The organism is Streptomyces sp. NPDC048516 (assembly GCF_043199875.1).
Classification (GTDB): domain Bacteria; phylum Actinomycetota; class Actinomycetes; order Streptomycetales; family Streptomycetaceae; genus Streptomyces.
The window spans coordinates 278,089-303,728 of the sequence record NZ_JBICWS010000008.1; the positions used below are offsets into that span (position 1 = coordinate 278,089).

Sequence of the window (25,640 nt, forward strand, 5' to 3'; positions counted from 1 at the left end):
AACCGCCGACCGGTCCGAAAGCGTTATGGAGCGCATGGGGAAAAGGGACGGGGACAGGGGTGGGGAAATCACCGGCAAAGACGGCGGTGAGCAGCGCGAAGGCCGGGGGGCCGCGTCCGGCCTCACCCGGCGGCGGGCGTTGTGGATCGGGGGCGGCGGGGCGGTGGCCGCGGGGGTCGCGGCGCTCGCGGCGGGCGGTGAGCCGGCGCGCTGGTGGTGGCGGCTGCCGGGGAACGAGAAGCCGCGCACGGCGGGCGCGGTGGACTTCCGGGGCGCGCAGTGGATCGCGGCGTCCCCGGAGAACTACCGGCGGGCCGACCGCCCGGCGGATTACGGGATCGACCGGGTGGTCATCCATGTCGTCCAGGGCAGCTACGCGACCGCGCTGGACGTCTTCCAGGACCCGGATCACGAGGCCGCCGCCCATTACGTGGTCCGGAAGGACGGGCATGTCGCGCAGATGATCCGCGAACTGGACGTGGCGTTCCATGCGGGAAACCGCGGCTACAACGAGCGGAGCGTCGGGATCGAGCACGAGGGGTACGTGGACCGGCCGGAGTCGTTCACGACTGCCATGTACGCGTCGTCGGCGCGGCTGACGGCCGGGATATGCCGGCACTACGGCTTCCCGGCCGACCGGGAGCACATCGTGGGGCATCGCGAGGTGCCGGGGACGGATCACACCGATCCGGGGAAGCACTGGGACTGGGACCGGTATCTGGGCCTCGTACGGGCCGAGCTGCGCCGTCCCGTACGGAAGCCACCGCGGGCCGCGGGCAAGGGGAACGGCGGCACACAGGCCCCCACGGGGACACCGGGGGCACCGGGGGCAACGCCCGCACCGGAGCACCGTGGCGCCACTCGCTAGCGAAGCCCACGGCTAGCTCAGCCCCGCGCTCCGCGCCCGTTCCACCACCGGGCCGATGGCCTCCGCCAGCGCCGCCACGTCCTCCGCGGTGGAGGTGTGGCCCAGCGAGAACCGCAGGGTGCCGCGGGCGAGCTCCGGGGACATGCCGGTGGCCAGCAGGACGTGGCTGGGCTGGGCGACACCGGCGGTGCAGGCGGAGCCCGTGGAGCAGGCGATGCCCTGGGCGTCCAGGAGCAGCAGCAGGGAGTCGCCCTCGCAGCCGGGGAAGGAGAAGTGGGCATTGGCCGGGAGGCGGCCCGCGGGGTCCGGGTCGCCGCCGAGGACGGCGTCGGGGGCAGCGGCGCGTACCGCCTTGATCAGGTCGTCGCGCAGCGCCCCGATGTCGCGGGCGAAGTCCTCGCGGTGTGCGGCGGCATACCGGCCGGCGGCGGCGAAGGCGGCGATGGCCGGGGTGTCGAGGGTTCCGGAGCGTACGTGCCGCTCCTGGCCGCCGCCGTGCAGCACCGGGACCGGGGCGTACTCACGGCCGAGCAGCAGCGCGCCGATGCCGTACGGCCCGCCGATCTTGTGGCCGGAGACCGTCATCGCGGCGAGCCCGGAGGCGGCGAAGTCGACCTCCAGCTGGCCGAATGCCTGCACCGCGTCGGCATGCAGCGGGATCTCGAACTCCGCGGCGGCCTCGGCCAGTTCGCGCACCGGCTGGAGGGTGCCGATCTCGTTGTTGGCCCACATGACCGTGGCGAGCGCGACATCGGCGGGGTTGCGGGCGATGGCCTCGCGCAGCGCCCCGGCGTGCACCCGCCCGTAGGTGTCGACCGGCAGCCATTCGACACGGGCGCCTTCGTGCTCGGCGAGCCATTCCACGGCGTCGAGGACCGCGTGGTGCTCGACGGGGCTGGCCAGGACACGGGTCCGGGCCGGATCGGCGGCCCGGCGCGCCCAGTACAGGCCCTTGACCGCGAGGTTGTCGGCCTCGGTGCCGCCCGCGGTGAAGACGATCTCGCTGGGGCGTGCGCCGAGCGAGACCGCAAGGGACTCGCGCGCCTCCTCGACGGTACGCCGGGCCCGCCGGCCGTCGGCGTGCAGCGAGGACGCATTGCCGGTGACGGTCAGCTGGGCGGTCATCGCCTGCACCGCCTCGGGAAGCATCGGGGTGGTGGCGGCGTGGTCGAGGTAAACCATGGTGCGCACGATTCTACGAGCAGGCCCGGCGGGCTCCGGGGGCGCATGCGCAGCGCGCGGGAGCGGGGGCGGCCGGGCGCCGCCGGACGCCCGGTCCCGCTGAGCGGTGGGCGGCCCCTGGGCTTCGGCGGATGACGCGCGGACCGGACGACACCGTGTCCCGCCGCCCGCCTCTCGACACCCCTGTAAGGAGTCACTAGCCTGACGCTCATGACGCAGTGGCTCTTGGACCGTACGTTCCGCAGCGCGTCCGGCGACGAGGTGCGATGGGCCGTGCACGGCGAGGGCCGGGCGGACGCACCGGCGGTGGTACTGCTGCACGGGACGCCGTTCTCGTCGTACGTCTGGCGCGGTGCGGCCCGTGCCCTCGCGGCGCGGCACCGGGTGTTCGTCTGGGACATGCCGGGCTACGGCGCCTCGGGGAAGCGGGAGGGGCAGGACGTCTCGCTCGCCGCGCAGGCCCGGGTGTTCGAAGAGCTGCTGGCGCACTGGGAGTTGACCGGCGAGGACGCCCGGCCGGCCGTCGTCGCACATGACTTCGGCGGGGCCGTCGCCCTGCGGGCGCATCTGCTGCACGGTGCGCGCTACGCGCGACTGGCCCTGGTCGACCCGGTGGCGCTGGCCCCCTGGGGCTCGGCCACGTACCGGCTGCTGGGCACGCACCCCGAGGTCTTCGGGCAGCTCCCTTCGGCGCTGCACCGCGCGCTGGTGCGGGAGTACGTATCCTCCGCGAGCCATCCGGGGCTGGCCCCGGCCGTCCTCGACCGGCTGGTCGAGCCCTGGTGCACGCCCGAGGGACAGCCCGCGTTCTACCGGCAGATCGCGCAGAACGACCAGCGGTTCACGGACGAGATCCAGGGGCACTACGGCACGATCGAGCTGCCGACGCTCATCTGCTGGGGCGCGCAGGACAGCTGGATCCCGGTCGCGAAGGGACACGAACTGGCCTCCCGCATCCCGGGCTCCCGGCTCCGCGTGATCGAGGGCGCGGGACACCTGGTGCAGGAGGACGCGCCGGCCGAACTCTCGGCGGAGCTGGCCGAGTTCCTGCGGCCCGGGCAGTAGGCCCCGGCGGCGGCGCCACGGCGCTACTCCTGCAGCACCGCCCGCGCCAGCTGCCGCGACTGGGCGACCAGCCGGTCCTCGAAGTCCCAGACCTCCGCGTCCTCCTCCAGGAAGCCGCCGGCCAGATTGCGGGTGGTGATGGCGACCCGCAGCGGACCGGGCGCGGGGCGCCGGCGGATGTGGGCGGTCAGCTCGACGGTGGGCACCCAGCCGGACAGCCCCATCTCGAAGGCGGTGGGCGGCAGGGCGTCGACGGTCAGCAGGAGGGAGAGCGGGTCGGGCTCGCGGCCGTCGGCGAGGCCGAACCAGGCGCGCATCTCGCCCTTGCCGGACGGGGCACCGACGGCCCAGCCCGCGGTCGCCGGGTCCAGGCGCAGCGCGAGCCGCTCGGCGATGGCGGTGCTGCCGGGGATGGCGGGGCGGCCGTCGGGGGCGCTGTCCGTACCCAGGCAGTGCTCGTACGGCGGGATGGCCGGCGGCTTGGCGGTGGTGCGGACGTCGTCGGGCAGCGCGTCGAGGTCGCCGTACGCGGCGAGCACCCGCAGCCGCTCGATCTCGCTGCCGTCCTCCGCGAACTGGACGAGGCTGGCGGTGCCGGTCGACATCGTGCGGCCGCTGCGGACCACGTCGGTACGGATCACGGCGGGGCCGGGGACCGAGGCCGTCAGGTAGTGCGCGGTGACGGAGAGCGGGTCGGGGTGCGGGAGAGCGTCGCTCAGGGCGCGGCCCATGAGCGCGAGGAGGTAGCCGCCGTTCACCGCCTGGATGATCGTCCAGCCGGCGGAGAGGTGGGCGTCGTAGACGCCGGGGGCGCGGCGGGTGACCGCCGTATCGCGGTCGAACTCGCTGTTGCCTTGGGTCACCAGAGCCATGGGTTGCACGCTACACCGGATAGTTACCGACCGGTAGTGTCAACTTTCCCGGCCTCGGGCGGAAGCGCTCGTTCCGCGCCTGCCATGATGTGCGCCATGCTTCACGTCCTCTACCTGGTCGGTGTGGCCGCCTTCGCCGCGAGCGGGGTGCTGGCCGCCTACCGCGCCAACATGGACCCCTTCGGCGGCCTGGTGCTCGCGTTCGCCGCGTCGATCTCCGGTGGCACGCTGCGCGACGTCATCCTCGACCGGCGGCCGCTGTACTGGACGCACGACTGGGTGCTGCTGACCGTGATCATCTGTGTCGGCGTCGGCACCATGGTCTATCTGCGATTCTGGCAGCTGCCGCACAAATCACTGCTGGTGGTCGACGCCATCGGGCTGTCCGTGGTCACGGTGATCGGGGCCCGGGCCGCGATCGATGCGGGGGCCACCCCGCTCGCCGTGATCATCCTGGCGGTCCTGACCGGGGTCGCCGGCGAGGTCATCCGCGATGTGCTGTGCGGGGAGTTCCCGCCGCTGCTGCTGCGGGAGGACGTCTATGCGATCGCCGCGCTGGCCGGCGGCTGCTGCTATCTCCTGCTGTACCACCTCGGCACCGGGGCCACCCCCGCCGCGGCGATCTCGGCGGGGGTGGTGTTCGCGCTGCGGATGGGGGCGGTCTACCTCGGTCTGCACCTGCCGCGCCCGCAGCAGCTCCGCAGCCGCCGCGGGCAGCAGGACTCCGGCTGACCGCGGCGGCCGGTGCTCACTTCGCCGGGAGCGCCGGCTTGCTGTCCGTATTCAGCCAGGTGGCGAAGAGGTCGTCCAACTGCTGCCCGGAGATCTTCTCGGCGAGCGCGATGAACTGGGCGGTGTTGGCGTTGCCGTAGCGGTGCGCGGAGGTCCAGGCCGGCAGCAGCTTGAAGAACGCCCGGTCCCCGATCCGCTCGCGCAGCGCCTGCAGCGTCATCGCCCCCCGGGAGTAGACCGCCTGCGCGAACATGGTGTCCCGCTGCGGATCGCCGACCTTCACCTTCCAGAAGGCATCGCCGGCCGGCCGGGCGTCGTACGCCCTGCGGAAGGCGTCATGGGCGCTCAGGGTGCCGCGGTGCTCGGTCCACAGCCACTGCGCATAGCTGGCGAAGCCCTCGTTGAGCCAGATGTCCTTCCACTGCTTGACGGAGACCGAGTCACCGAACCACTGGTGCGCCAGCTCGTGGACGATGGTCCCCTCGCTGCGCACGGCCGAGTAGGCGGGCTTGGACTGCACTTCCAGCGAGAAGCCGGCCTGCGGCATGTCGTCGACGATCGCCCCGGTCTCCTCGAAGGGGTAGGGGCCGAAGACCTTCGACCAGTAGTCGGTGACCTCGGCGGTGACCCCGTAGACATCGACGGTGCCGGTGGGCAGGGTCGGGTCGATGGCGACGTAGACGGGAGTGCCGCCGGGGGTGGTGCCGGTACGGACGTCGAACCTGCCGATGGTGGCGGTGGCCAGGTACGTCGCCATCGGGCGGCTCTCGCGCCAGTGGGCGTACGAGCGCCCGTGCGCCTCCCCGGAGCTGATCAGGCGCCCGTTGGAGACACCGGTCAGGCCCTTGGGGGCGTCGATGCGGATGTCGTAGGTCGCCTTGTCGCCGGGGTGGTCGCTGGAGGGGAACCACGTCGAGGCGGCGTTCGGCTCGCAGGCGACGAAGACGCCGTCCTTGGTCTTCATCCAGCCGTAGTCGGAGCCGAAGACGATCGGACCGCTCAGCGCCCGGGGGACGCCGTGGTAGGCGAGGGTGACGGTGAACTTTGTGCCGCGGCGCAGCGGGAAGTCGGGGCGCAGGGATATCTCGTCGCCGGATCTGGAGAAGTGCGCCCGCCGGCCGTTCACCCGCACCGAGTCGACCGTCAGCTTCTGCAGGTCCAGGTCGAAGGCGGAGAGGTTCTGGGTGGCCCTGGCGGTGAGCGTGGTGCGGCCGTCGAGGCGGCCGCTGCCGGGGTGGTAGCTGACGCCGAGGTCGTAGTGCAGGGCGTCGAAGCCGCCGTTGCCCAGCCGGGGGAAGTACGGGTCGCCGATGCCCGGGGCGCCGGGGGACGCGGCGGGTGCGGCGGCGATGGTGGCGGCCGAGGCCACCGCGGTGGCCAGTGCGAGCCAGCGGGAGGTGCGACGTGCGGAACGGGAGAGTGCCATGAGCCATCCCTTCGGACACACGGATGAAGTTCGCCTCAAGATCGAACAACCGTGCTGACTCTGCACTCTCCCGCCGCGTTCCACCCAGGACTTTGCCAAGTCCCAAGTGTTACTTGCCGGTTGCGGCCTTACCGCCCGCCGGTCCGGTGTTCCCCGAGCCTGCTGTGTCCGCTGCGCCTGCCGTGGCCGCTGCGCCTGCCGTGGTCTCCGCGTTCTCCGGGTGGTGGCAGGCCACCTGATGCCCCGTCCGCAGCGCGACCAGCGGCGGCTCGGTGGTGGCGCACACCTCGGTCGCCTTCCAGCAGCGGGTACGGAACCGGCAGCCGGAGGGCGGGTTGATCGGCGAGGGCACATCGCCCTTGAGCAGGATCCGGTCGCGCTGGGTGCGCCGCTTGGGGTCGGGCACCGGCACCGCGGACAGCAGCGCCTTGGTGTACGGGTGCATCGGCGACTCGTAGAGCCCCTTGCGGTCGCTCAACTCCACGATCTTGCCGAGGTACATCACCGCGATCCGGTCCGACACATGCCGGATGACCGAGAGGTCGTGGGCGATGATGACGTACGTCAGGCCCAGCTCCTCCTGCAGGTCGTCCATGAGGTTGACGACCTGCGCCTGGATCGACACGTCGAGCGCGGAGACCGGCTCGTCGGCGACCACCAGCTTGGGCTTGAGCGCCAGCGCACGGGCGATGCCGATGCGCTGCCGCTGGCCGCCGGAGAATTCGTGCGGGTAGCGGTTGTAGTGCTCCGGGCTCAGGCCCACCAGCTCCAGCAGCCGCTGCACCTCCTTCTTCACCCCGCCCTCGGGCTCGACGCCCTGGAGGCGGAAGGGGGTGGAGACGATCCCGCCGATGGTGTGCCGCGGGTTCAGCGAGCCGTACGGGTCCTGGAAGATCATCTGGACGTCCCGGCGCATCGGCCGCAGCCGGCCCGGGGACAGATGGGTGATGTCCTGGCCCTGGAACTCGATGGAGCCGCCGGTCGGCTCGTCGAGCCGGGTGATCAGCCGGCCCATCGTCGACTTGCCGCAGCCGGACTCGCCAACGACGCCCAGGGTCTCCCCGGGACGGACGTCGAAGTCGATGCCGTCGACCGCCTGCACCGCCCCGACCTGCCGCTTGAGCAGGCCCTTGGTGATCGGGAAGTGCCGGACCAGACCCCGGACCCGCAGCAGCGGCTCGGCGTCGGAGGAGGTCTCCGCGGCAGGCCCCGCGGGGGCGTCCGCCGTCTTCTGGAGCGGAAGCTTCTTGTTCTGGTCGTCAGTCGTCTCGGTCACAGCTTCGGCGCAATCTCTTCGGTCCAGATACGCTCCCGCTCCTCCTGCGACATATGGCAGGCGGAGAAGTGCCCGCCGCCGGCCTCGCGCAGTTCGGGGCGGACCGTACGGGTGAGGTTGTCCTTGGGGACGTCCGCGTACGGGCAACGGGGGTTGAAGGCGCAGCCGGACGGGACGTTGATCAGGCTGGGCGGGGCACCCTTCACCGGGATCAGCCGGTCCGTCTGGTCACGGTCGATGCGCGGCATGGAGCCGAGCAGACCCCAGGTGTAGGGGTGCTGGGGCTCGTAGAAGACCTTCTCGGCCGGGCCGCGCTCGATGCACCGTCCGCCGTACATCACCAGCAGGTCGTCGGCGAGTTCGGCGACCACCCCGAGGTCGTGGGTGATGATGATGACCGCGGAGCCGAACTCCTTCTGCAGATCGCGGATCAGGTCCAGGATCTGCGCCTGGACGGTGACGTCCAGGGCGGTCGTGGGCTCGTCCGCGATCAAGAGCTCCGGGTTGTTGACCAGCGCCATCGCGATCATGGCGCGCTGGCGCATACCGCCGGAGAACTGGTGCGGATGGTCGTCCACCCGCTTGTCGGGCTGCGGGATGCCGACCCGGTCCAGCATCTCGATGGCCCGCTTGCGCGCGGTCTTCTTGTCCACGTTGTTGTGGACCCGGTAGGCCTCCACGATCTGGCTGCCGACCGAGTAGAAGGGATGCAGCGCGGACAGCGGGTCCTGGAAGATCATCGCCATCTCGCGGCCGCGCAGCCGGCGCACCTCGTCCGGATCGGCGGAGACCAGCTCCTTGCCGTCCAGCCAGATCTCGCCGGACATGTTCACCTTGCTGCGCTGCTGGCGCGAGGCGCGGTGCAGGCCCATCACGGCGAGCGAGGTCACGGACTTGCCGGAGCCGGACTCGCCGACGATGCCGAGCGTCTTGCCCTTCTCCAGGGTGAAGTTCAGGCCGTCGACCGACTTCACGATCCCGTCGTCGGTGTTGAAGTGGACCTTCAGGTCCCGCACTTCGAGGAAGGCGGAGGGGGGCCGGGAGCCTGCCGCGGTGGGTTCGCCCACGGCGGCCTCGGTCTTGTCCTCGGAGGAGTCGGTCACGAGAGCCTCACCCGCGGGTCGACGGCGGCGTACAGAACGTCCACCACCAGGTTGCAAATGACGATGAAGAACGCGGCGAGCAGGGTGACGCCGAGGATGTTCGGGAGGTCGTTGGCGTTGATCGCCTCGACGGCGAAGGCACCGACCCCCTTGAGCGAGAAGACCTGTTCGGTGATCAGCGCACCGCCGAGCAGCAGGCCCAGGTCCATGCCGAAGACCGTGATGATCGGGGTGAGCGCGGCCCGCAGGCCGTGCCGGACGACCACCTTGCGCTCGCGCAGACCCTTGGCACGGGCCGTACGGATGTAGTCCTCGCTCAGCGTCTCCAGCATGCCCGCCCGGGTGAGCCGGGCGTAGAGCGCGGAGTAGAGGAAGGCCAGGGTGACCCAGGGCAGGACCAGGGTCCGGGCCCAGCCGAACGGATCGTCCGTCAGATAGATGTAGTCGCTGCGCTCGAAGATCGGCCACTGGTAGGTGAACAGGGCCAGGGCCAGGGCTCCCGTGAAGAACATCGGGAGGGAGACGCCGGCCAGCGCGACGCCCATGGCCATCCGGTCGAAGAGCGAGCCGGGGCGCAGCGCGGAGAGCACGCCGGTGGCGACACCGGAGACGACCCACAGCACGGCCGCGCCGGCGGCCAGCGAGAGCGTCACCGGAAGCCGGTTCTGGATCTCCGGCCAGACCTCGATATGGGTTTTGAAGGAGTAACCGAAGCACGGCACATGGCACTTGGCCGCTTCCGGACCGAATTTGTAGTCGACGCCGACGAAAATGCCCTTGAGGAAATCCCAGTACTGCTCGTACACGGGCTTGTCCAGGCCGAGATTCTTCTTGACCGCGGCGATGTCCGCGGGCGTGGGGGCCTTTCCGATGTACTGCTGGGCAAGCTGGTCGGTGCTCTGCCCGGCCAGCTTCGGCAGCAGGAAGAAGATGCCGAAAGTGACCGCGCTGACGATCAGCAGCAGGACCACTGCGCTGATCAACCTGCGGATGATGTACGAGAACACGGGGATGCGGCGTCGGCGCCGCGAGCCGGTTCACCACCGGCCCGCGGACACCAATGCCTTCACCTGCCTTCCAGGGCTGCTACTTCTTGACGCCGATGTTGAGGTAGTCGTACTGACCGCTGAAGGCCGAGGTGGACACCAGGTTGGTGGCCTTGGGCGAGCGGTACATCAGAACCTTGAAGTAGGTGAGCGGGACCAGCGCCGCCTGCTCCATCGTCTTCTTGTCGATCTCGGCGTACGCCTTCTCGCGGGCCGCCTTGTCGGTGTTGGCGATGGCGGTGTCGAGCAGCTTGTTGATCTCCGGGTCGTCCAGCTCCGAGAGGTTGGCGTTACCGGACTGGCTGATCGCCTTGCCGTTCAGGATCTGCTGGAGGTAGCCGTAGCCGGTCGGGAAGTCCGAGCCCCACTGCATCATGATCATGCCGACGTTGTTCTTCTTGTTGAACTTCGGCACACCGGCGTAGTCCGAGAAGTACTTGCTGGTCGGGTACGACTGGATCTTGGCGGTGACGCCGATCTTCTTCAGCGAGTCGATGACCGAGGTGGCCGCGTCGACCTCGTCCTGGCGGTCGTTGCGGGCCAGGATCGTGGTCGTGGTCTTGCCGGCGCCGCACTTCGCCCAGTGCTTCTTGGCCTCGGTCAGGTCCAGCTTGTCGCCGTCGTACTTCTGCGGGTACAGGTCGTACTTCTGGTAGCCCTCGATGTCGGTCGGCAGGACCGTGGAGGCCAGCTCACCGCGGATCGGGCCGCCCAGGGAGGTCTGTACGGCCTTCTTGTCGATGGCGTACTCGACGGCCTTGCGGCACTCGATGTTGTCGAACGGCTTCACGTTGGTGTTGAGCGCCGTATAGACCAGGCGCTGCCCCAGGGTGTTGTCGGTGTTGCCCTTCTCCTTGGAGTTCGTCAGGAGCTGGGCCTGGGTCTGCCCGTCGACACCGCGGCCGGCCAGGTCCACCAGGGTGTTACCGGACTGGAGGTCCTTGTCGATGGTCGACTGGGCGACCTTCAGGTTCAGGACGATCTTGTCCGGCAGCTGCTTGCGCAGCGGGTCCGTCTTCGCGGACCACTGCGGGTTGCGGACCAGGGTGAGCTTCTTGCCCTCCTGGTAGCTCTCGAACTTGTACGAGCCGGTGGACACCACGGACTTGGTGTAGTCCGCGCCCTTGTCCTTGGCCTGCGGGACCGGGGCGGTCTGCGGGGCGCTCACCAGGTAGTCGAACTCCGCGAACGGCCGCTTGAGGTGGAAGACGACGGTCTGGTCGTCCGGGGTCTCGATCGACTTCAGACCGGCCTTGCTCTTGTCCTTGTAGGGACCCTTGTAGCCGCCGTCGTTGTCCTTGAGGAACTGCTGGAAGTAGTTCGGGCCCAGCGAGAGGGTGTCACGCGCGAAGTTGCTGCGCTCGACGGCGTACTTGACGTCCTGCGAGGTGACCTCGGTGCCGTCGTCGTACTTGACGCCCTTGCGGAGCTTGTACGTCCAGGTCTTGCCGCCGTCGGTGGGCTTGCCCATCGACTCGGCGAGGTCCGGGACCAGCTCGTTGCCCTTGGCGCCGGGGCCCGGCTTGAAGGTGGTCAGCGGGCGCGCGTAGAGCCGGCTGAAGTTGTAGATGAAGGCGTAGTAGGTGTTGCCCGGGTCGAACGACTCGGGGGCGTCGCTGATCGCGTAGGTGACCGTGCCGCCCTTCGCGTCCGAGGCGTTGACGATGCCCTTGGTGGCGGCGTTCGCCTCGCCGGAGCCCCCTGAGGAGCCCTTGCCCCCGCTGCAGCCGGCCAGCAAAAGGCCCGCACTGGTGATGGCCGCGACAGCCGCGACCGGAACTGACCTTCGCATGATGGTCGGTGTCCCCTTCGTTCGTCGAGAAAGGTCAAACCTCAAAACGCAGTAACGCAGTAACACGGAAACGCAGTAATGCAGTTGGGGGCGTCGGAGCGGGCGCCCGCGGCAGCCGTCAGCGGCTGCGCGGGTCCAGCGCGTCCCTCAGTCCGTCACCGAGCAGGTTGAACGCGAGCACGGTGACGAAGATCGCGAGGCCGGGGACGATCATGTACTGGGGGTCGACCTCGTAGTACTTGACCGCCTGGTTGAGCATGCCGCCCCACGACGCCTGGGGCGGCTGGATGCCGACGCCCAGGAAGCTCAGGGCCGCTTCGAAGAGGATGTTGGAGGGGATCAGCAGCGTCGAGTAGACGATGATCGGCCCGACCAGGTTGGGCAGCAGTTCCCGGAAGAGGATGAACGGCCCGCGCGCGCCCATGCCGCGGGCGGCGTCGACGAATTCCCGCTCACGCAGCGACAGGGTCTGCGCGCGCACGATCCGGCCCATGTAGGGCCAGTTGAAGAAGCCGATCACGAAGATCAGCACCGAGATGTGGAGCGGCAGGCCGTCCATGCCGAAGGCGCCGCCCTGCAGCGAGGCGGAGATCGCGATGGCGAACAGCAGCAGCGGGAAGGCCAGGAAGACGTCCATCATCCGGCTGATGAAGGCGTCCACCCGCCCGCGGTAGAAGCCGGCGACCACACCGAGCACGGTGCCGATGGCCACCGACAGCAGCGTCGCGCCGAACGCCACGATCAGCGACACCCAGGAGCCCTCCAGGATCCGGGCGAGCAGATCGCGGCCGAACTTCGGGTCCACGCCCAGGGGATGGCCCCCGCTCATGCCACCGAGGTCGCCCTTGGGGAGCGTGGTGTTGGGGTCGATCAGCGACTGGTTGGGATTGTTCGGGTCCAGCCCCAGCAGGGCCTGGATCGGACGGGAGAGCGCGGCGACGACGATGAGCAGGATGACAACGATGGCACCGGCCACCGCGACCTTGTCCCGCCTGAAGCGCAGCCATGCGATCTGACCGAGCGAACGCCCCTCGATCCGCTTTGCCTCGACGCCCTTCAGCACCGCTTCCGGCTGCGCCTCAGCAGCCGCCCCGGTGGTCTCGATCGGTGCGGTCACAGTGCCTTTGACCCCTCTCGGCCGACGGTGGCCGGCCCCTGCCCGCCGCGGATTGCGGCCTGGTTCACATCACTGGTGCAATTCGGTGCAGCAAGCGCTGCGGGCATCGCGGAAGTTCGCACTATGGAAGTTCTCAGGCTTACGCGACGCCGTTGGGATGACGCTCGTACAAAGGACCGAGGTCCGTTGTTTCCGGAGTCTTCATCCCTTTCTCGATCAGTCACCAGTCCTGACGGGGAATGGATGCGCAACTGTGATGTGCTCCACGGCTTTCCGTTATACGGACAGCAGTTCGGGCTGAGCGGAGCGATCGCCCGCGGGAGAGGTCCTCAACCGCGGGGCATACAGGGGCGATTCACCACAAGACCGGCGCCCGGGCGTTACTCCCGGGGCGCCGGAGACAGACTGTCAGTAAGCGCGCGGGTAGCCGTAGCCGTACGACGGCGCGGGAGCCGGCTGACCCGGTGGCTGGGCGTAGCCGTCACGGTCGAAGAAGGGGCGCGTGGAGGCCCGCATCCACATGCCGACCGGGTCGAACTCGTCGTTCATCGCGACGGTCGAGACGGGCAGACCGTCCGGAACCGCGCCGATCGACTGCTGGATCATCAACCGCACCGAATCCACCGCTTGTTGGCCGGTGTCGTACAGATCCAGACCAATCGCCAGATAGGGGGCACCGAGGGCCGGCTGCACCCAGGCCCGGCGCAGCGACCGCACGGCGGGCGTCCGGTGCGCGTTCTGAGCGAGCAGCGCGTAGAACTGCGGGATGTCGATGACCGGTTCGGAGATCCGCAGCGGGCCGGCCGGCAGCCGGTCCAGACCACCGGCGATACGGCGCAGATCCAGCCACGGGATGCCGATACCCCCGCCGGGGGCATGCGGATTCAGCCACAGGCCCCAGCGGTCGGGGAAGAGCGAGGCGGCGATCTCCGGGCCGGTGACGACTTCGTGGTCGCGGTTCCAGCCGGAGGCGGCGAGTTCGGGCGCCGAGGTCACACACGGCGCGTAGCCGAGGCCTTCGACCTCCATGTTTCCGTACTGCGCATCGGGCGAACCGGCCCGGCCGTGCCACAGCAGCATCCAGACCTGGCCCGCGGCGAGCGCGTGCAGCAGCGCCTCATAGGCGTCGTAACGGCCGGGCGAGACCTGCTGGAGCAGTTGCTCCAGCGCTCCGGCCGCCGCCGGCCCCTGATGCGCACCCGCGCTCACGTGGTCCGTCCCTTCTGTCCGCAGGGCACGTCATGGGTGCGCCCGCCCGTCATCCGTCCAGCTTACGAGTGGTCCCGAGAGTAGAAGGGCCGCACACGCTCCAGCATCCAGTCGGCGACCGGGTCACCCTGGGCGAGGTCGAGCATGACGAGCTGTACGGGCCAGGGCACCGGCACTGCGCCGAGCGCACGTCCGAGGGCTGACAGTACCGCCTCGCGGGCGGTGCCGTCGTGCAGTGCCGCGGCGTCCGCACCGATCTGCACACCGACGAACAGCGCGGGCGTGTCGCCCTCGACACTTGCCAGGGCACGCCGGGCAGTCAGGACAATTCCGGCGCCGGAGAACTCCAGTCCGGCGGCGGCCAGGAAGTCCACCGGCTCGTCCTGCCAGTCCGGCTCGAAGAGCCGCACCCGGCCGCCGCTGGGCAGACCGGCCTGCTCCTGGCGCCCCTCCCGGCACAATTCGGCCACCGCGGGGGGCGGCAACGGGACGCCGATCGTGCCGTCCGGGTTGACCGCGATGCCGATGCGCGGGGGCAGCCCGCGGGCGAACTCCCGGGCCGGGGCGACGGTGAACGACATATGCGCGCCGACCACCCGCAAGAACTCCTGCTCGGAGCTGTAGACCGGGACATAGGCCGCACCGTCGAGCTCGACGGTGGGCAGATCGAGGCCGCGGGCGCCGGGACCCGCGCTCTCCGGTCCACCGCCGTTGGGCAGCGGCACCCAGACCCTGCTGCGGCCCAGCACCTCGACGATCCGGCCACCGGCGCCCGGGTGCCCGGCCGAGGCGGCCAGCACCTCTTCGAGCTCGTTCGCCGGCCACGCCAGCTGCGGTATCCCCTGCTGCGGAAATGTCATGTGCACCCACCCGTTCCGAACCGCGCCATCTGGCCAAAGACCCTAGACGAGAAGGCGTGCGGAGGGACCCTCGGGGCACGGTGGCGGTGCACTCAGTCGAAGCTGACCGTCTCCAGGGCGCTCGCCGCCCGCCGGTCGAGCAGAACGGCCGAGTCGCAGCCCTTCGGCAGCCGGGCCGACTCCGCCGCGCCGACCAGCCTGCCCACCGCCCCGCGGTGCCGCGCGAAGGCGTACCCCGACACCCCGCGCCCCCGCGACTCCTGGCCGGACAGCGCCACCTCGGGCGCCACATCGAGCAGCACCAGATGCAGCCCGCGGCCGCGGCGCACCGCCGACCGCGCGATCCAGCCACGCACCCAGGCCAGGGTGCCGCAGTCGTGCACCACCACGCTGTCCCCCGAGCGCAGCGCACGGCCCAGCGTCAGGTAGTGGGCGGCCCGGACCAGCGGACGGTAGAGGGCGTACGGCAGCCGGCGCAGCCTGCCGTGCTCCCAGCGCTCGCGGACGTCCTGCGAATCGATGCGGTGCACCACGGCGCCGTGCGCGTCCAGCGGCGGTACGACACGGTGCATCAGGGTGCTCTTGCCGCTGCCCGGCAGACCGGAGACCACCACCAGGTCGCCGGCCGGGAACCGCAGCTCGGTGGCCCCCCTCACCCGTCCGTGGCCCCTCAGATCCACGATTTTCGCACCGCGCCCCGGCCGGACGACGGGCCGCGGCATCCGGCCTGCCCGGGGCCCGGCGGCGGGCGGCACCGCGGGCGCGGTGGCCGGAGGCGCGACGGCCGGAGGCGCGACGGCCGGAGGCACGAGGCCTGAAGTGGCTCCGAATGCCGCTTCACTGTGCACGCGATCGTCCTCCCCGTCCGGTTCTGCTCCGGTTCGAGTCCGTCCCCTACCCGCAGAGTGTCAAGAAAAGGTAATGCCCATCAAGGCTATTGTCCGATCTGCCCACGTCATGGGCGGGGCGGCGGCGGGGGCTCCTCTATCGGGCGATCCCGTGCAATGATGTGGCCGCCACGTGCACATCTCGTCTCACCTGTGCACCGCCAACTGCATACCGGCCGCTTGTAACCCGCGCGGGAGAGTCCCCGGCCGCCATGGCGGGGCGCCGAAGGAGCAAGTCCTCCCTTGAATCTCTCAGGCCCCTATACCGCGCAGGCGAGGCAGATCTGAAAAGCGAGCCGCAGCCCGGCACACGGGGCGGCTCCACCCAAGGTGCAAACCGGGTCCGTTCGCGGGATCCCGGTGAACCTCTCAGGTTCCGATGACAGATGGGGAGAACGTCTTGTCACCCCTGCCTGGGAGCCCGGAACCATGACTGATGCCCCCCGCCGTACCGCGCTGGACGCCACCCATCGTGCGCTCGGCGCCACCATGACCGACTTCGCCGGCTGGGACATGCCGCTGCGCTACAGCAGCGAGCGTGACGAACACGTCGCCGTCCGGACCCGCGCCGGCCTGTTCGACCTCTCCCACATGGGCGAGATCACCGTCACCGGCCCGCAGGCCGCCGACCTCCTCGACTATGCGCTGGTCGGCAACATCGGCGGCGTGAAGACCGGCCGCGCCCGCTACACCATGATCTGCGAGGCCGGGGGCGGCATCCTCGACGACCTGATCGTCTACCGCCTGGCCGACCAGGAGTACATGGTCGTCGCCAACGCCTCCAACGCCCAGGTGGTGCTCGACGCACTGACCGCGCGGGCGGGCGGCTTCGACGCCGCGATCCGCGACGACCGGGACGCCTACGCGCTGCTCGCGGTGCAGGGCCCGGAGTCGCCCGGCATCCTCAAGAAGGTCACCGACGCCGACCTGGACGGCCTGAAGTACTACGCGGGCCTGCCCGGCACCGTCGCCGGCGTCGAGGCGCTGATCGCCCGTACCGGATACACCGGCGAGGACGGCTTCGAGCTGTTCGTCCGGCCGGCCGACGCGGTCGCCCTCTGGGAGGCCCTGACCGAGGCCGGCAAGGACGCCGGTCTGGTGCCCTGCGGCCTGTCCTGCCGGGACACCCTGCGCCTGGAGGCGGGCATGCCGCTGTACGGGCACGAGCTGACGACCTCGACCACACCGTTCGACGCGGGTCTGGGCCGGGTCGTGAAGTTCGAGAAGACGACCAACAACGGCGACTTCGTCGGCCGCAGCGCGCTGGCGGCGGCCGCCGAGCGCGCCGAGGCGAACCCGCCGCGCAAGCTGGTCGGCCTGATCGCCACGGGCCGCCGGGTCCCGCGCGCCGGCTACCCGGTCGTCACGGCCGACGGCACGGTCATCGGTGAGGTCACCTCCGGGGCCCCCTCTCCCACCCTGGGCAAGCCGGTCGCCATCGCCTACGTCGATGCCGCCTACGCCACACCGGGCGCCGAGGGTGTGTGCGTGGACATCCGTGGAAGCCATGAGCCGTACGAGGTCACCGCTCTGCCGTTCTACAAGCGGCAGAAGTAGCAGAAGCGGGAGCTCACCCGGGGCGGACCCGGCAGCGGCGCGCACCCGCGCGCACCCGCGTGTTTCACCGTGCAAGACCCTCCCCCTTGGCGTCACCAGGGGCGACCCCCTTCACGACCACACCCTCGCGTACAGGAGAATCGAGCCATGAGCAACCCCCAGCAGCTGCGCTACAGCAAGGAGCACGAGTGGCTGTCGGGCGCCGAGGAAGGCGTCTCGACGGTCGGCATCACCGAGCACGCGGCCAACGCGCTCGGCGACGTCGTCTACGTGCAGCTCCCCGAGGTCGGTGCCACGGTCGCGGCGGGCGAGACCTGCGGCGAGCTGGAGTCGACCAAGTCGGTCAGCGATCTCTACTCGCCCGTCGACGGTGAGATCACCGAGATCAACGAGGATGTCGTCAACGACCCCTCGCTGGTGAACTCCGCCCCGTTCGAGGGCGGTTGGCTGTTCAAGGTGAAGCTCAGCGGTGAGCCGGGCGAACTGCTCTCGGCCGACGAGTACGCCGCCTTCATCCAGAGCTGAGCCACCCGGCCCCCTACGCCACCGCCCCCGTGGAAGCTCCCCCGGGCTCCGTCCGGGGGACCCCCTCGCGCCCCTGACTCCCCCAGGAAGACTCATGTCGCTTCTGAACAGCTCCCTCCACGAGCTCGACCCCGATGTCGCCGCCGCCGTCGACGCCGAACTCCACCGCCAGCAGTCCACCCTCGAAATGATCGCGTCGGAGAACTTCGCCCCCGTCGCCGTCATGGAGGCCCAGGGCTCCGTCCTCACCAACAAGTACGCCGAGGGCTACCCCGGCCGCCGCTACTACGGCGGCTGCGAGCACGTCGACGTCGTCGAGCAGATCGCGATCGACCGCATCAAGGCCCTGTTCGGTGCCGAGGCCGCCAACGTCCAGCCGCACTCCGGCGCCCAGGCCAACGCCGCCGCCATGTTCGCCCTCATCAAGCCGGGCGACACCATCCTGGGTCTCAACCTCGCCCACGGCGGGCACCTGACCCACGGCATGAAGATCAACTTCAGTGGCAAGCTCTACAACGTGGTGCCCTACCACGTCGACGAGAAGACCAACCTCGTCGACATGGAGGAGGTCGAGCGCCTGGCCAAGGAGCACCGCCCCAAGCTGATCGTGGCCGGCTGGTCCGCCTACCCGCGCCAGCTCGACTTCGCCGCCTTCAGGCGCATCGCCGACGAGGTCGGCGCCTACCTCATGGTCGACATGGCGCACTTCGCCGGCCTGGTCGCCGCCGGCCTGCACCCCAGCCCGGTGCCGCACGCCCACGTCGTGACCACCACCACCCACAAGACCCTCGGTGGCCCCCGCGGCGGCGTGATCCTCTCCACCCAGGAGCTGGCCAAGAAGATCAACTCTGCGGTCTTCCCCGGCCAGCAGGGCGGGCCCCTGGAGCACGTCATCGCCGCCAAGGCCGTCTCCTTCAAGGTCGCCGCCTCCGAGGACTTCAAGGAGCGCCAGCAGCGCACCCTCGACGGCGCCCGGATCCTGGCCGAACGCCTCGTCCAAGGCGACGTCACGCAGCACGGCGTCTCGGTCCTGTCCGGCGGCACCGACGTCCACCTCGTCCTCGTCGACCTGCGCGACAGCGAGCTCGACGGCCAGCAGGCCGAGGACCGCCTCCACGAGGTCGGCATCACGGTCAACCGCAACGCGATCCCCAACGACCCGCGGCCCCCGATGGTCACCTCCGGCCTGCGCATCGGCACCCCGGCGCTGGCCACCCGCGGCTTCCAGGCCGAGGACTTCCGCGAGGTCGCCGACATCATCGCCGAAGCCCTCAAGCCCGCCTACGACGCCGAAGCCCTCAAGGCCCGCGTCACCGCACTCGCGGAGAAGTTCCCGCTGTACCCGTCCCTGTGACGCGACTCACGCACTGAGCCCGCTGCCCGCCGGTGACCGGCGGGCGCGGGGTGCACGACGGCGCACGACGGTGAGCCCGGGGTCGTCGGTCCCGGGCTCATTGCCTGCGCTTCGCGCGGGTACCGTGCCGCCGGTGGGGCGGGCGTGGCATGCATGACCGGTGCGGTGGCGGGCAGCCGCCCTCTCATGGAAGGGAAGGCGGTTTCCGGCCGGTTCCCCCGCAACGCGGATCAGGACCGGGCACGAAGCAGGCACGGCCGAACACCACCGGCCACACGCCTGCTCGACAGGCGGACCGGCCGGTGCACGGCCCGGTACCGCCACCTGCCCCTGGTCTCCAGGCCTCCCCGCCACCCCGGCCGCTCTCCACACCCGCCGCTCTCCACACCGACCGACGACGCCCGCTGCCCCCAGCGCCACCCATTACCGCCCGTCACCCTTCGTTACCCGCGGCGTCGCGAACCCGACGGCTTCCGTCCGACGGCACCGGACCGCGTCCGCGTTACGCTCGACCAACGGCGCAGAAACGTCCCCTCTGCCCCATAACTCCACCGCTTCACCGCTCCACCGTCCACCACGAGCAGACAAGGGAGTCCGCCCCCGTGGCCATCTCCGTCTTCGACCTCTTCTCCATCGGCATCGGCCCCTCCAGTTCCCACACCGTCGGCCCGATGCGCGCCGCCCGGATGTTCGTGGGACGCCTCAAGAAGGACGGTCTGCTCGCCCAGACGACCACCGTGCGCGCCGAGCTCTTCGGTTCGCTGGGCGCCACCGGCCACGGCCACGGCACCCCCAAGGCCGTCCTCCTCGGCCTGGAGGGCCACTCCCCCCGCACCGTCGACGTCGAGTCCGCCGACGCCGAGGTCGAGCGCATCCGGCAGACCAAGCGTCTGCGGCTGATGGGCGCGGAGATAGGCGCCGCGCACGAGATCGACTTCGACGAGTCGGCCGAACTGATCCTGCACCGCCGCCGGGCCCTGCCCTACCACGCCAACGGCATGACGCTCTTCGCGTACGACGCCTCCGGCGCACCCCTGCTGGAGAAGACCTACTACTCGGTGGGTGGCGGTTTCGTCGTCGACGAGGACGCGGTCGCCGGCGAAAACCCGATCGTGCCCGACGACACCGTCCTGACCCACCCCTTCCGTACCGGCGACGAACTGCTGCGGCTGTCCCAGCAGACCGGCCTGTCCATCTCCGCCCTGATGCTGGAGAACGAGAAGGCCTGGCGCACCGAGGAGGAGATCCGGGCCGGGCTGCTGGAGATCTGGCAGGTCATGCAGGCCTGCGTCACCCGCGGCATGTCCCGCGAGGGGATCCTTCCCGGCGGCCTGAAGGTGCGGAGGCGGGCCGCCAACGCCGCCCGCGCCCTGCGCTCCGAGGGCGACGCGGCCGCCCGCGCGATGGAGTGGACCACCCTCTACGCGATGGCCGTCAACGAGGAGAACGCGGCCGGGGGCCGGGTGGTGACCGCCCCCACCAACGGCGCCGCCGGCATCATCCCCGCGGTCCTGCACTACTACATCAACTTCGTGCCCGGCGCCGACGAGGACGGCGTGGTCCGCTTCCTCCTCGCCGCCAGTGCGATCGGCATGCTCTTCAAGGAGAACGCCTCCATCTCCGGCGCCGAGGTCGGCTGCCAGGGCGAGGTCGGCTCCGCCTGCTCGATGGCCGCCGGCGGCCTCGCCGAGGTCCTGGGCGGCTCCCCCGAGCAGGTCGAGAACGCCGCCGAGATCGGCATGGAACACAACCTGGGCCTGACCTGCGACCCCGTCGGCGGCCTCGTCCAGATCCCGTGCATCGAGCGCAACGGCATGGCCGCCGTCAAGGCCGTCACCGCCGCCCGCATGGCCCTGCGCGGCGACGGCCGCCACCACGTCTCCCTCGACAAGGTCATCAAGACCATGAAGGACACCGGCGCCGACATGAGCGTCAAGTACAAGGAGACCGCCCGCGGCGGCCTCGCCGTCAACATCATCGAGTGCTGAGGGAACAGGCCCTGACCAGCGCGTTCGTGCCTTTCGGCGCTGTCGGGGCCTTCCCTGCTTGCGCGGTGGGAAGTCCCTGAGATCTCCCTCGGGCAGAGCTGAAAGTCCCTGAAAAGTCCCTGGGAAATCCTTCGCGGATCGGTGTCTGACCTGGGGGTTCATCGCACCTGCTCGACGACCTGCCCTCCCTCTGGCGCCCTTCGAGCAGTACCACTACGACGACTAGGTAGGCGCTGTCTGCGCGAGGACCGGCCACGGGTAGCGAGCACCCAATAACAAGAGTTTTGTTAAAATGGATCCATGGCTATCTCCTCCGCTCCCGGCGAAGGCCCTGTCCGTCCGGTCTCCGTCTCCCTCCATGAAGGCACCATCGCCGCGCTCAAGGCACGTACCGGCAAGCGAGGCATGTCTGCCTACGTCGAAGCCCTCATCCAGCGCCAGTTGGAGCGGGATCGGCTGCGTGAACTCATCGAAGACGCCGAAGCCGAACACGGCCCGGTGGACCAGGCAGCGGTCGAGGCCAAACGAGCCATCCTGCGCGGTGACACGGCCGGCTCGGCGGACGCCGCGTGAGCGGGACACTCATCCTGGACTGCGAGGGGCTCTCCAAACTCGTGCGACGCTCCCCTGAACTCACCGAGTGGCTGGGTGCCGCCGAGGCCGAGGACATCCGCGTGGTCACCAGCTCCGTCACGCTGGTCGAAGCCCGCGACCCCAAGGTCAACCAGGCCCGCTTCGACTACGCCGTCTCCCGCGTGAACATCGTCCCGCCCACTGAAGCCATCGCCCGCCACGCCAGCAAGCTCCTCGCCGCAGCTGGGCTGCACGGCCACAAATACGCCCTCGACGCCATCGTGACCGCCACCGCACTCGCCTCGCCCGCCCCTGTGACCGTCCTGACGTCGGACCCCGAGGACCTCCTCATGCTGTGCGGCCCCGGCATCCGCATCGTCAAGGTGTGACCGCGAGACCGCGGCTCAACGGAACGCGGGTATCCCTGCGTGTGGAGCGCGCCGCGCACAGCCCGCAGCCCGTCTTCGTCCCATCCTTCGGCCACGGCCCCGACGGTAGCGTGCCACCGAGGACGTACGACGCCGGGACCCATCCGCTTCCCGCTGCCCGATCCGTACACAGGCGCCGGTCTCGCCCGGCGCCGGCGGGGTGGACGATATTGTTCCACTCAGCGGCGCCGCTGGCGGCCGCTCTTGCCTGCGGGGCGCCTGGGCTTCCGGGCGCGGCCGAGGAGAGCACCGGGGGTACCCAGTGCCCGTGCCGCCAGCTGCCTGAGCTCGTCGAGTCCGGACCGATCCGGGTGCGCGGAGTCCAGTGCGGCGGCAACCGCATCCCTGGCCTCGATGCCCTGGGCGCGCAGCGCCTCCTCGGCGCCGTCCCGGCCGCCCGCCAGCTCCACGAGCTGGAGCAGGCTCTCGGCGAGCACCAGCAGATGCTCGGCGTCGGTCATGTCCTCGGGAGGCAGCAATTCATGGTGCGCCAGTTCGCTCAGCGCGAGCGGCGCGAGCTGAGCATCGCCACGCAACTGGCGCAGCAGCCGTTCGCCCTCGCCGTCCGGCAACGCCGCCAGAAGTACAGCGAGCATCGCCTGCGCACGCACCCGGAAAGGCATGGAACCTACGGCTTCGACGAGTTGACGCAGTGCGGCATCCCGCTCGCCGCGTGCCGAAATCCAGCCGGCCAGCTCCGCGCGGGCGGTGTCCGGGGGGTAATCGTCGGCCAGCACGCCCAGCAGGCCGGCCGCCGAGGCATGGGTCAGTTCGCCGACCAGCGGCGCGTCCCGGCCGACCGCCAGGAGCCGCTGCCGTACCGCCCGGGTGCCCAGGTCAGTGAGGCGGAAAAGCTCGACCGGCCCGGCGGTCAGCTCCTCACGCTGGGCGCGCGCACGCTCCTGCGCCGCCGGGTCCGCGGCCGCCCCCGCGACGCCCAGCAGCTCCGCGAGTTCCGGCGGTAGGTCCGCAGGCAGCTCGTCTCCGGCGTCGGAGAGGTCGGTATCGAGGAACACCGGATCGGCCATCCCCCGATCGCGCTTGATCGCACCCAGGTTGACCAGCACGTCGAGCACCGTGCGCAGGTCCCGGTCGGCATGCTCGAACCACATCCGGTGCGCGGCGTCCGACCCGCCGTCCAGCTGGAACTGGGCCCGGTAGCCCAGGTATACGGAGTCACGCAGCCGCGGCCAGGGCATCGGGTACGGCAGGCTGTAGAGCGTGTTCAGTACGTCCTCCAGCACGTCCTCGTAGAATGCGAAGAGCATCGACTCCAGATGCCAGCCGCTGCGCGCACCTTTCAGGGCCTGCCGCAGCTCGACGCACGCGTCGAAGGCGCGCAGCCACAGCTGAAGCGGGTCGGCCAGCACCGGCCGGGCCTTGGCCACCGCGTACAACCGCCCCTTGACCACCCGGACCAGCCGCGCCTTCTTCGCCCACTCCACGAGCAACTCCAGCCGGGGCAGGTCGGCTGAGGAGCGTACCCCCTCGGCGTTGTCGCCGGTGCCCAGCACGTCCACCAGCTCGCGGGCATCGGCCATCCGCAGCCGCCCAGCCGCCGTCACCGCACGGCCGTCCCGCCCCGCCCACTCGGCGAGCCCCCGCAACTGCGCCACGATCGCTGACTCCTCGGCCCGTCGGCGCAGTTCGCCGTCCGGAGGGAGTGCCACAGGCAGCTGTGGCTCTGCACGGGCCGCGTCGGACAGCGCACAGCCGGTCATCCGCCGTTCCATGATCGCGCCGAGAGCCTGCTCGTCGTAGGCGGCCTCCCCTCGCTGGGCCCGCTCCGCGAATCGCTGCAACGCCGCCCCGTTTCGGACGTCCACGCCCTGCTCGGCAGCCGCCGTCGCCCAGAACTTCGCCAGACCCCAGCGGCTACGGTCCGCCATCGCCGCCGGGTACTGCTCCGCTGCCGCGTCGACCGCTGCGAGGGAGTCCTGAAATGCGGGACCGCGCGGGTCCGCCAGTTGCGCGGCGTGCAGATAGCGCAGCAGCGTGCGCAACGTGCCCGGGGCGTCGCCGCGTTCCTCCCCGGGGAGTTCGGTGACCGTCTGCGGCAGCCAGAAGAGCACCAACTCCTCCACATGCCGCGGCTCCCACAGCCCCAGCCGACCGTCGGCAGTCGCCTCGTGCCGGTAGTCCAGCGCCACCTCGGCCAGGAACTCGTCCACCGGCAGCCCCTGCTCGCCAGCCCACCGGACCAGCCGGTCGACCAGCAACCCGCGCGCCGCCTCGTACTCCTCCTCGGCCCCGGCTTCGAACCGCATCCGCATGAGCCCATCCAACGTGTCCGCAGCACTCCTTGCCACGCAACGCTACCGCCCAGCCGCGACGCGCAACGGTAGCCGAGGACAAGTCGCCGGCTACCCCATGGGCAGCACATAGTGGTGGTTGCCCTCGCCCGACCGCGGCTTCGAGCGTCCGGATGACGACAGACGGGGCCTCGTCGTACGGATCTGCGACGTAGAACGGTACGCAGTCCCGGCCGAACTCGATCGGCACCGCGCCGCGTGCGACGACCGTTACCTGGTACCGGGACAATGCACATCCTGGTGGCGGGCGTGCATCCCTTGAGCAGGCCCGTTCACCAAGTGCCGGCAGCCAAGTCGCGGGCCTATCCGCCCGCGACCACCACCCGCACCGGAAAGTCCGGACTGGCGCTACTCATGCCTTCCTCGAATCCGCGCGGATTATCAATGCGGCGGGCGGGATCGTAAATGACGGCGAACAAGCCGGCGGCTTCCGGGTGGTGTCGATACCCGAAAATGTCGGCCACAAGCTGATCCCGAATCTTCTTGGCGCCCAGCGACGACGAGGCCATTTTCGCTTCCACCGCTACCCTCTCCCTCTTGAGGAGAAAGTCGATGCGATAGAAGCCGCCGGCCCAGCTGGGGGTGGACTCCTCCGGGCGGACATCCGCAAAGTGCAGTACGAGCAGCGCATGGAGAAAACGCTGTAGATCGTACTCATCTTCGAGACGAAATCCAGGTCGCCCCCGGCTCTCGCGCCGGACGATCGCCAGCCCCTGCGCCAACCGCTCCGACATGCCAGCAAGACGCTCCAGCGTCCCCAGCACCCCGGCCTCTGCAGCCACCTGCCCGAGCGCCAGCAACAGAAGCCGCTTCTGCTCCCGAAGCGGCTCGAGGAAGCTGCTGTCGACGGGATACTGCCATGGGCCGTGACCCTTCAAGAATCTTGGAACCTTCGTGTATAGCACCCACTTCTCGCGGGGATTTTTCATGAAATGCTTGATCTTCGGCCGGATCGGGTAACTTCCTTCATGCTCCCCCTGAAACCGCGCACGCAATTCACTGGGCAATGCGCCGAGGGCCAGCGCATACCACCGCGCATAGCGCTCTTGCAGCTCGCGGACAAATAATTCGACTTCCTCCGCCTGCTCACACTGCGACAGCCGCCCGAGCTCCTCCAGCCGCTGCACCTCGTCCACCAGAGAACCGAGCTGGTGGACGCCACCGGGAGATTCCATACAGCGAGGTTACCGCCGGGCCACCAGGAGCCCCTCGGGCCAAGTGAACCCGCACCGTCGCCCCCCCTTCGGCCTGACGCAGGCACACAACCCCGCACACCATGCACGCCCGCCCCAACGCAACGAACCAGCCAACCCTCGCCGCTCCAGATTCGGCCCGGGCGCAGCGCTCACGACAGCCAACACGCCGTATTGACGGTTGAGTTAGACGCTTCCTCCGTCCGGTCTCAAGCGATGGGTTTCAGACACCTTGGAATCTCTCCCCGAGAGCCGACAGCCATGGCCCCTAACCT

The 25,640-nt window shown here is 70.1% G+C and carries 22 protein-coding genes and 1 riboswitch; of the genes, 9 read left to right on the top strand and 13 right to left on the bottom strand.

Annotated elements, in window-relative coordinates; all coding sequences use genetic code 11:
• The first annotated feature begins 25 nt into the window (after positions 1–25).
• On the top strand, positions 26–868 hold the full coding sequence (locus tag ACGFR7_RS18645; RefSeq protein WP_393320192.1) for an N-acetylmuramoyl-L-alanine amidase: 843 nt from the start codon (positions 26–28) through the stop codon (positions 866–868).
• 12 nt (positions 869–880) lie between these two features.
• Here ACGFR7_RS18645 and ACGFR7_RS18650 read toward each other — a convergent pair whose 3' ends face one another.
• Positions 881–2,050, bottom strand: coding sequence for a cysteine desulfurase family protein (locus ACGFR7_RS18650; RefSeq protein ID WP_393319979.1), 1,170 nt, complete (start codon positions 2,048–2,050; stop codon positions 881–883).
• A gap of 210 nt (positions 2,051–2,260) precedes the next feature.
• Here ACGFR7_RS18650 and ACGFR7_RS18655 point away from each other — a divergent pair, with 210 nt between their 5' ends.
• A complete protein-coding gene (locus tag ACGFR7_RS18655; protein WP_393319982.1) occupies positions 2,261–3,115 on the top strand; it encodes an alpha/beta fold hydrolase in 855 nt (284 codons plus the stop codon).
• A gap of 23 nt (positions 3,116–3,138) precedes the next feature.
• Here ACGFR7_RS18655 and ACGFR7_RS18660 read toward each other — a convergent pair whose 3' ends face one another.
• Complete coding sequence (locus ACGFR7_RS18660) at positions 3,139–3,987, bottom strand: thioesterase family protein (RefSeq protein ID WP_393319984.1); 849 nt, start codon at positions 3,985–3,987, stop codon at positions 3,139–3,141.
• 96 nt (positions 3,988–4,083) lie between these two features.
• Between ACGFR7_RS18660 and ACGFR7_RS18665 the strand changes: the two genes are divergently transcribed.
• Positions 4,084–4,719 carry a trimeric intracellular cation channel family protein gene (locus tag ACGFR7_RS18665; RefSeq protein ID WP_393319987.1) on the top strand — a complete coding sequence of 212 codons (636 nt, stop codon included), beginning with the start codon at positions 4,084–4,086 and terminating at the stop codon, positions 4,717–4,719.
• A gap of 16 nt (positions 4,720–4,735) precedes the next feature.
• On the opposite strand, the gene ACGFR7_RS18670 is transcribed toward ACGFR7_RS18665, so the two are convergent.
• The 9 genes from ACGFR7_RS18670 to ACGFR7_RS18710 form a co-directional block, all read right to left on the bottom strand.
• Positions 4,736–6,145, bottom strand: coding sequence for a M1 family metallopeptidase (locus ACGFR7_RS18670; protein WP_393319989.1), 1,410 nt, complete (start codon positions 6,143–6,145; stop codon positions 4,736–4,738).
• 109 nt (positions 6,146–6,254) lie between these two features.
• Complete coding sequence (locus ACGFR7_RS18675; protein ID WP_393319992.1) at positions 6,255–7,421, bottom strand: ABC transporter ATP-binding protein; 1,167 nt, start codon at positions 7,419–7,421, stop codon at positions 6,255–6,257.
• Positions 7,418–8,524 (bottom strand): ABC transporter ATP-binding protein, encoded by a 1,107-nt coding sequence (locus tag ACGFR7_RS18680; protein WP_393319995.1) that lies wholly within the window; start codon positions 8,522–8,524, stop codon positions 7,418–7,420. The genes ACGFR7_RS18675 and ACGFR7_RS18680 overlap by 4 nt, the downstream gene beginning before the upstream one ends.
• Positions 8,521–9,531, bottom strand: a complete 1,011-nt coding sequence (locus tag ACGFR7_RS18685; protein ID WP_392373283.1) for an ABC transporter permease — start codon at positions 9,529–9,531, stop codon at positions 8,521–8,523. Before ACGFR7_RS18685 ends, ACGFR7_RS18680 begins: the two co-directional genes overlap by 4 nt.
• A gap of 79 nt (positions 9,532–9,610) precedes the next feature.
• Complete coding sequence (locus ACGFR7_RS18690) at positions 9,611–11,362, bottom strand: ABC transporter substrate-binding protein (protein WP_393319997.1); 1,752 nt, start codon at positions 11,360–11,362, stop codon at positions 9,611–9,613.
• 118 nt (positions 11,363–11,480) lie between these two features.
• Positions 11,481–12,479 (bottom strand): ABC transporter permease, encoded by a 999-nt coding sequence (locus tag ACGFR7_RS18695; RefSeq protein ID WP_393320000.1) that lies wholly within the window; start codon positions 12,477–12,479, stop codon positions 11,481–11,483.
• A 408-nt stretch (positions 12,480–12,887) separates the two neighbouring features.
• A complete protein-coding gene (locus ACGFR7_RS18700; protein WP_393320002.1) occupies positions 12,888–13,688 on the bottom strand; it encodes an enhanced serine sensitivity protein SseB C-terminal domain-containing protein in 801 nt (266 codons plus the stop codon).
• 62 nt (positions 13,689–13,750) lie between these two features.
• The gene (locus ACGFR7_RS18705) at positions 13,751–14,548 is read right to left on the bottom strand and encodes an enhanced serine sensitivity protein SseB (RefSeq protein ID WP_393320005.1); all 798 of its coding nucleotides are present in this window, start codon (positions 14,546–14,548) and stop codon (positions 13,751–13,753) included.
• 92 nt (positions 14,549–14,640) lie between these two features.
• Positions 14,641–15,270 (bottom strand): AAA family ATPase, encoded by a 630-nt coding sequence (locus ACGFR7_RS18710; RefSeq protein WP_393320008.1) that lies wholly within the window; start codon positions 15,268–15,270, stop codon positions 14,641–14,643.
• Positions 15,271–15,617: 347 nt separating this feature from the next.
• A riboswitch (glycine riboswitch) is annotated at positions 15,618–15,713 on the top strand.
• Between the two features lie 151 nt (positions 15,714–15,864).
• Between ACGFR7_RS18710 and gcvT the strand changes: the two genes are divergently transcribed.
• From gcvT to ACGFR7_RS18740, 6 genes are all read left to right on the top strand, one after another.
• Positions 15,865–16,992, top strand: a complete 1,128-nt coding sequence (gcvT, locus tag ACGFR7_RS18715) for a glycine cleavage system aminomethyltransferase GcvT (protein ID WP_393320010.1) — start codon at positions 15,865–15,867, stop codon at positions 16,990–16,992.
• Between the two features lie 147 nt (positions 16,993–17,139).
• Complete coding sequence (gene gcvH, locus ACGFR7_RS18720; protein WP_393320013.1) at positions 17,140–17,517, top strand: glycine cleavage system protein GcvH; 378 nt, start codon at positions 17,140–17,142, stop codon at positions 17,515–17,517.
• 94 nt (positions 17,518–17,611) lie between these two features.
• A complete protein-coding gene (glyA, locus tag ACGFR7_RS18725; protein ID WP_393320015.1) occupies positions 17,612–18,871 on the top strand; it encodes a serine hydroxymethyltransferase in 1,260 nt (419 codons plus the stop codon).
• A gap of 602 nt (positions 18,872–19,473) precedes the next feature.
• Positions 19,474–20,859: an L-serine ammonia-lyase gene (locus tag ACGFR7_RS18730; RefSeq protein WP_393320017.1), complete on the top strand. Its 1,386-nt coding sequence runs from the start codon at positions 19,474–19,476 to the stop codon at positions 20,857–20,859.
• Positions 20,860–21,159: 300 nt separating this feature from the next.
• Entirely contained in the window at positions 21,160–21,432 is a 273-nt protein-coding gene (locus tag ACGFR7_RS18735; RefSeq protein WP_393320019.1) for a hypothetical protein, read from the top strand.
• Positions 21,429–21,821 carry a type II toxin-antitoxin system VapC family toxin gene (locus ACGFR7_RS18740; RefSeq protein ID WP_393320022.1) on the top strand — a complete coding sequence of 131 codons (393 nt, stop codon included), beginning with the start codon at positions 21,429–21,431 and terminating at the stop codon, positions 21,819–21,821. The genes ACGFR7_RS18735 and ACGFR7_RS18740 overlap by 4 nt, the downstream gene beginning before the upstream one ends.
• 218 nt (positions 21,822–22,039) lie before the next feature.
• Here ACGFR7_RS18740 and ACGFR7_RS18745 read toward each other — a convergent pair whose 3' ends face one another.
• On the bottom strand, positions 22,040–24,145 hold the full coding sequence (locus ACGFR7_RS18745; protein WP_393320025.1) for a hypothetical protein: 2,106 nt from the start codon (positions 24,143–24,145) through the stop codon (positions 22,040–22,042).
• A 329-nt stretch (positions 24,146–24,474) separates the two neighbouring features.
• Positions 24,475–25,347, bottom strand: coding sequence for a hypothetical protein (locus ACGFR7_RS18750; protein WP_393320028.1), 873 nt, complete (start codon positions 25,345–25,347; stop codon positions 24,475–24,477).
• Positions 25,348–25,640: the final 293 nt, after the last annotated feature.

What these genes read in the sequence shown, in the direction of transcription:
- ACGFR7_RS18645 (WP_393320192.1), top strand. Translation starts at nt 26, where the DNA reads ATGGAGCGCATGGGGAAAAGGGACGGGGACAGGGGTGGGGAAATCACC.
- ACGFR7_RS18650 (WP_393319979.1), bottom strand. Translation starts at nt 2,050, where the DNA reads ATGGTTTACCTCGACCACGCCGCCACCACCCCGATGCTTCCCGAGGCG.
- ACGFR7_RS18655 (WP_393319982.1), top strand. Translation starts at nt 2,261, where the DNA reads ATGACGCAGTGGCTCTTGGACCGTACGTTCCGCAGCGCGTCCGGCGAC.
- ACGFR7_RS18660 (WP_393319984.1), bottom strand. Translation starts at nt 3,987, where the DNA reads ATGGCTCTGGTGACCCAAGGCAACAGCGAGTTCGACCGCGATACGGCG.
- ACGFR7_RS18665 (WP_393319987.1), top strand. Translation starts at nt 4,084, where the DNA reads ATGCTTCACGTCCTCTACCTGGTCGGTGTGGCCGCCTTCGCCGCGAGC.
- ACGFR7_RS18670 (WP_393319989.1), bottom strand. Translation starts at nt 6,145, where the DNA reads ATGGCACTCTCCCGTTCCGCACGTCGCACCTCCCGCTGGCTCGCACTG.
- ACGFR7_RS18690 (WP_393319997.1), bottom strand. Translation starts at nt 11,362, where the DNA reads ATGCGAAGGTCAGTTCCGGTCGCGGCTGTCGCGGCCATCACCAGTGCG.
- ACGFR7_RS18705 (WP_393320005.1), bottom strand. Translation starts at nt 14,548, where the DNA reads ATGACATTTCCGCAGCAGGGGATACCGCAGCTGGCGTGGCCGGCGAAC.
- ACGFR7_RS18710 (WP_393320008.1), bottom strand. Translation starts at nt 15,270, where the DNA reads ATGCCGCGGCCCGTCGTCCGGCCGGGGCGCGGTGCGAAAATCGTGGAT.
- gcvT (WP_393320010.1), top strand. Translation starts at nt 15,865, where the DNA reads ATGACTGATGCCCCCCGCCGTACCGCGCTGGACGCCACCCATCGTGCG.
- gcvH (WP_393320013.1), top strand. Translation starts at nt 17,140, where the DNA reads ATGAGCAACCCCCAGCAGCTGCGCTACAGCAAGGAGCACGAGTGGCTG.
- glyA (WP_393320015.1), top strand. Translation starts at nt 17,612, where the DNA reads ATGTCGCTTCTGAACAGCTCCCTCCACGAGCTCGACCCCGATGTCGCC.
- ACGFR7_RS18735 (WP_393320019.1), top strand. Translation starts at nt 21,160, where the DNA reads ATGGCTATCTCCTCCGCTCCCGGCGAAGGCCCTGTCCGTCCGGTCTCC.
- ACGFR7_RS18750 (WP_393320028.1), bottom strand. Translation starts at nt 25,347, where the DNA reads ATGGAATCTCCCGGTGGCGTCCACCAGCTCGGTTCTCTGGTGGACGAG.